Annotated in this window: 3 protein-coding genes; all 3 read right to left on the bottom strand. The window is 65.2% G+C overall.

Annotated features, from left to right (window positions below; all coding sequences use genetic code 11):
* Positions 1-1,413: 1,413 nt before the first annotated feature.
* Positions 1,414-2,004, bottom strand: a complete 591-nt coding sequence (locus BFAL_RS08410; RefSeq protein ID WP_055427953.1) for a DUF3566 domain-containing protein — start codon at positions 2,002-2,004, stop codon at positions 1,414-1,416.
* A gap of 57 nt (positions 2,005-2,061) precedes the next feature.
* Positions 2,062-4,773, bottom strand: a complete 2,712-nt coding sequence (gene gyrA, locus BFAL_RS08415; protein ID WP_055427954.1) for a DNA gyrase subunit A — start codon at positions 4,771-4,773, stop codon at positions 2,062-2,064.
* Positions 4,774-4,815: 42 nt separating this feature from the next.
* On the bottom strand, positions 4,816-5,958 hold a 1,143-nt coding region (locus BFAL_RS08420; RefSeq protein ID WP_236691719.1), incomplete at its 5' end, for a toprim domain-containing protein.

The following is a 5,958-nucleotide window of genomic DNA, read 5'->3' on the forward strand; positions in this document are numbered from 1 at the left end:
AATTATTGGTTTATTCGGTTGACGACATTGCCGACCGGCGGACGGATGCAACACCGCATGTAACCGGTCACAACACACAGAATAGCACATGCATACGCGCAACGCACCACATTCCCGAACATCGATGCGCGTTTCGTAACAACGCGCATTCCGCACACATCATCCCGCACGCCCATCGCACGTTCCCGTCACGACGCACGCGGCATGTTCTTCGACGTACGTTCCCACGGCAACCCACAACAATTGGGCTCTGCTGGTGGACGGGGATTGTTCCTCCCTCAACTTCGGCGGGCTGACTTTCCGGGTTGAGGGAGGAACCCGGCCCACAGGGCCGACGAGGCGCATTCTGCTACGCATCGCCAAAACCGCCATTTTCCAACGATTACACGTTACCCATGCTTGGCGGGGATTCCGCCCTCAACCAGGATCCGGCCGGTTTCGGCGTTGAGGGCGGCCCCCGTTCCTCCCTCAACCCCTCAACCGCCCCCTGCGCGGTTGAGGGAGGACATTTCCCCGCACCCAACCCGATGACACCGGTTCCCCGCAGTTGAGGGAGCCGAGAGCCAAGCCCGGCCACTTGAAACCAATCCCCCAATGCCGGGAAGGGGATTCGTCTCACCCGCTTTCTCTCAGTGCTATCGCTCCACACAGGCCGCAAACACCCGCCTGAACCCAACATGTGGAGCACAGGCGCTCCACACAAGTGCCGGATTATGACATGTGGAGCGGGAATGCACCACACAAGACCCACAGGACATTTGCTGAAGGTTGTGTGGAGCAATACCGCTCCACACAATACGCAACGGGCACGGAGGAACGAAAGTGCGGAGAGCGGCCGCTCCACACATGACGCATACGAGGACACAACCGCGCGTGTGGAGCAATACCGCTCCACACAGGCCACGAATACCCGTCTGGAATCAACGTGTGGAGCACAGGCGCTCCACACAAGTGCCGGATTATGACATGTGGAGCGGAGATGCACCACACAAGACCCACAGGACATTTGCTGAAGGTTGTGTGGAGCAATACCGCTCCACACAATGCGCAACAAGCACGGAGGAGCGGAAGTGTGGAGAGCAGCCGCTCCACACAGGACGCATATGGGACTACAGGCGCGAGTGTGGAGCAATATCGCTCCACACAGGCCGCAAACACCCTCCTGGAATCAACATGTGGAGCACAGGCGCTCCACACAAGTGCCGGATTATGACATGTGGAGCAATATCGCTCCGCACAAACCGTCAACCATCCCCCGAGACATACGTCAACTATCCGCTCGAACTAGACAGCTCCAAAAACACCACCCATACGACGAAGGCCCGCCGAAGCGGGCCTTTCATCATGAATGAATCGCGTCCTGATGCGCACGGACATATCCGCCGCGCATCACCACGAACCGAAGCGAGCCGATCAGTCGTCGCCGAGGGTGATGTGGACGCCGCCGACGAGCGAGCTGACCACGTTGTAGATCGCGGCGATGATCACGGCGAGCAACGTGAACAGGACGATCTCGACGATCGAGAAGATCGTCACGGCGGACAGTACGGTGGGCAGGGAGAAGACCTGCGCGAGGTTGAAGCCGTCGGCGTTGAGACCGGTGGAGGCGACGATCTGCGTGATCTGGTCGAACACGCCGACCGCGCTGAGCAGCAGCCAGGTGAGCGCCGCGGCGACGATCTGGATGAGCGCCCCGGCGATGGACATCATGAACGACACCTTTGCCACGCTCCACACGTTGAAGCGCGTCAGCGACAGGTTCATGCGGCGGGCGCGCGGAGTGCCGCGGCGCACGGCCGGACGGACCTTGATGCCGCCGGAGGCCTTCGCACGGGATTCGGCGTGCTCACGGGCCTGGGATTCGTCGATCAGCGGCTTGTTGGACACGGAACGGGCCACGCGCGGCTGCGCGCCGTCGGCCGCGGGCTCTGCGCCGTCATGCCTGCCGGGCAGATTCACTTCAGGCACACGCTCCTCGCGCAGCTCTTCTTGGTTGTCGCTCATGTTGCTCCTTCACGATTCGCTGAATCTCTAGCTGAGAGTAGCAATCTTCGCAGACGACTACTCGCCCTGCGGCCCGTTGTTCACAGTCTCCGCGCCGCCGTCCGCAGAGACCTCCGCGACGCCATCCGCGGAGACCCCGGCGGCGGCCTCCGCGGAAGTCTCCGCGCCCGCCGGCTCATCCTCGTCGGTCTCCTCGTTGCGCGCGATGGAGATGATCTCGTCGCCCTTGTCGGGCTTGGCGAGCGTCACGCCCTGCGTGTTGCGGCCGGTGCGCTTGACCTCGGCCACGGCGGAGCGGATCACCTTGCCGGACTTCATGATGGCGAGCACCTGGTCGTCCTCGGAGACGACGACCGCGCCCACCAGCGAGCCGCGGCCCTCGGCGAGCTGCAGCGCCTTGATGCCGAAGCCGTTGCGCCCCTGCAGACGGTATTCGCCGATCGCGGTGCGCTTGGCGAAGCCCTCGTTCGTGACGACGAGCAGGTCCTTGTCGGTCTCGGAGGGCACCACGTCCATGGCGAGCAGCTCGTCGCCGTCGCGGAACTTCATGCCCTGCACGCCGGCGGTCTGGCGGCCCATCGGGCGCAGCTGGCCGTCGTCGGCGGCGAACTTGAGGCTCATGCCGTGGCGGGAGACGAGGATGATGTCGTCCTCGGCGTTGCACAGCGCGGCACCGATGAGCTCGTCGGCCGCCTCGCCGTTCTCGTCGGCCATGAGGCGCACGGCGATGAGCCCGCCCTGACGCGGCGAATCGTATTCGGCCAGCGCGGTCTTCTTCACCTTGCCGCTGCGCGTGGCGAGCACGAGGTACTTGGCGACCTCGTAGTTCGGGATCGACAGCACGGCCTGGATGGTCTCGTCGGGGCCGAACTGCAGCAGGTTCGCCACATGCTGGCCCTTGGAGTCGCGCGAGCCTTCGGGCAGCTCGTACGCCTTGAGGCGGTACACGCGGCCCTTGTTCGTGAAGAACAGCAGCCAGTTGTGCGTCGAAGTGAGGAAGAAGTGGTCCACCACGTCGTCCTCGCGCAGTTTGGCGCCCTTGATGCCTTTGCCGCCGCGGTGCTGCGCGCGGTACTCGTCGGCCTTGGTGCGTTTGACGAATCCGGAGTGCGTGACGGTCACGACGACGTTCTCCTCGGGGATGAGGTCCTCTTCGGTCATGTCGCCGGAGAACGGCAGGATGCGCGTGCGGCGGTCGTCGCCGTACTTGGCGACGATCTCGTCGAGCTCGTCGCCGACGATCGCGCGCTGGCGTTCCGGCTTGGCGAGGATGTCCGCGTAGTCGGCGATGCGGCGCATGAGCTCGTTGTGCTCGTCGAGGATCTTCTGCCGTTCGAGCGCGGCGAGACGGCGCAGCTGCATCGCGAGGATCGCGTCGGCCTGCACCTGGTCCACGTCGAGCAGCTCCATGAGGCCGGTGCGTGCGGCGTCGGCGTCGGGGGAGCGGCGGATCAGCGCCACGACCTCGTCGATCATGTCGAGCGCGCGCAGGTAGCCCTGCAGGATGTGGTCGCGTTCCTCCGCCTCGCGCTTCAGGTACGCGGTGCGGCGGGCGATGACGTCGAGCTGGTGGGCGACCCAGTGGCGCACGAACGCGTCGAGGGAGAGCGTGCGCGGCACGCCGTCAACAAGTGCAAGCATGTTCGCGCCGAACGTCTGCTGCAGCTGGGAGTGCTTGTACAGGTTGTTGAGCACGACCTTCGGTACGGCGTCGCGCTTGAGCACGAGCACGAGACGCTGGCCGGTACGGCCGGACGTCTCGTCGCGCATGTCGGCGATGCCCTGGATCTTGCCGTCGCGCACGGCCTCGCGGATGGAGACGACGAGACGGTCCGGGTTGACCTGGTAGGGCAGCTCGGTGACGACGAGGCACATGCGCCCCTTGATCTCCTCGGTGTTCACGACGGCGCGCATCGTGATCAGGCCGCGGCCGGTGCGGTACGCCTGCTCGATGCCCTTGTGGCCGAGGATCGTCGCGCCGGTGGGGAAGTCCGGTCCCTTGATGCGGGCGATGAGCGCCTCGAGCAGCTCCTCGCGGCTCGCGTCCGGGTGGTCGAGCGCCCAGTGCACGCCGTCGGCCACCTCGCGCATGTTGTGCGGCGGGATGTTCGTCGCCATGCCGACGGCGATGCCGGACGAGCCGTTGCACAGCAGGTTCGGGAAGCGCGACGGCAGCACGGTCGGCTCCTGCGTCTTGCCGTCGTAGTTGGGCACGAAGTCGACGGTCTCCTTGTCGATGTCGCGCACCATCTCCATCGACAGCGGCGCCATGCGGCACTCGGTGTAACGCATGGCGGCGGCCGGGTCGTCGCCGGGGGAGCCGAAGTTGCCCTGTCCGTCGACGAGCATGTAGCGCATGGACCACGACTGCGCCATGCGCACGAGGGTGTCGTAGATCGCGGAGTCGCCGTGCGGGTGGTACTTGCCCATCACGTCGCCGACGACGCGCGAGCACTTGTTGTAGCCGCGGTCGGGGCGGTAGCCGCCGTCGTACATCGCGTAGATGACGCGGCGGTGCACGGGCTTGAGGCCGTCGCGCACGTCCGGCAGGGCGCGGTCGACGATGACGCTCATCGCGTACGCGAGGTACGATTCGCGCATCTCGGCCTGCAGGTCCTTGCGCTGGATGCGTTCGCCGGTCATCAGACCGTAGTCGGTGTTGTCGGCCTCCTGCGGGCTCAGCGGCTCCATCGAGCCGTCGCCGGTCGGCTGGTCGTTGATCTGGCCGTCGCCATTGGTGTCATTGGTGTTGCTGGTTTCGTCTGCCACTTCTTACGTTCCTTGTTCTCGTTCAGACAATCACGGAGGGGGTCACGCGTCGATCCAGGCGGCGTTGCGCGCGTTGCGCTGGATGAACAGGCGGCGCGGCTCGACCTCGTCGCCCATGAGCATCGAGAACGTCTCGTCGGCCGCGGCCGCGTCCTCGATCTGCACCTGCTTCAGGACGCGGTGCTCCGGGTCCATGGTGGTCTCCCACAGCTCCTGGTAGCTCATCTCGCCCAGACCCTTGTAGCGCTGGATGCCTTCGCCCTTCGGCAGCTGGCGGCCCTTGGCGCGGCCTTCGGCAAGCACGCGGTCGCGCTCGGAGTCGGTGTACACGAAGTCGTGCGGCCCCTTGGTCCATTTGAGGCGGTACAGCGGCGGCATGGCCACGTACACGTACCCGGCGGTGATCATCGGCCGCATGTAGCGGAAGAACAGCGTCAGGTTCAACGTGGCGATGTGCGCGCCGTCGACATCGGCATCGGCCATGATGATGACCTTGTGGTAGCGCACCTTCGATAGGTCGAAGTCCTCGCCGTAGCCGCCGCCGACCGCGGTGATCAGCGATTCGATGGTGTCGGACTTCATCATGCGGTCGAGGCTGGCGCGCTCGGTGTTGAGGATCTTGCCTCGCAGCGGCAGGATGGCCTGCGTGATCGGGTTGCGCCCCTGGATGGCGGAGCCGCCTGCGGAGTCGCCCTCCACGATGAACAGCTCGCATTCCTCCGGATTGCTGGACTGGCAGTCCTTGAGCTTGTCCGGCATGCCGGCCGATTCGAAGATGGACTTGCGGCGCGTGTTCTCGCGCGCCTTCTTCGCGGCCAGACGGGCGCGGGAGGCCTCGATGGCCTTCTGGATGATGTTCTTCGCCTCGCCCGGGTGCGCGTCGAACCAGTCGCCGAGCTTGTCGGTCATCACACGCTGCACGAAGGTCTTCGCCTCGGAGTTGCCGAGCTTGGTCTTCGTCTGGCCTTCGAACTGCGGGGTGGTGAGCTTGACGGACACCACGGCGGTCAGGCCTTCGCGCACGTCGTCGCCGGAGAGGTTCTCGTCCTTGTCCTTGAGGATGTTCTTCTCGCGCGCGTAGCGGTTCACCAGCGAGGTGAGCGCCGCGCGGAAGCCCTCCTCGTGCGTGCCGCCCTCGGTGGTGGAGATCGTGTTGGCGAAGGTGTGCACGGACTCGGAGTAGGC

The organism is Bifidobacterium aesculapii (assembly GCF_001417815.1).
GTDB lineage: Bacteria > Actinomycetota > Actinomycetes > Actinomycetales > Bifidobacteriaceae > Bifidobacterium > Bifidobacterium aesculapii.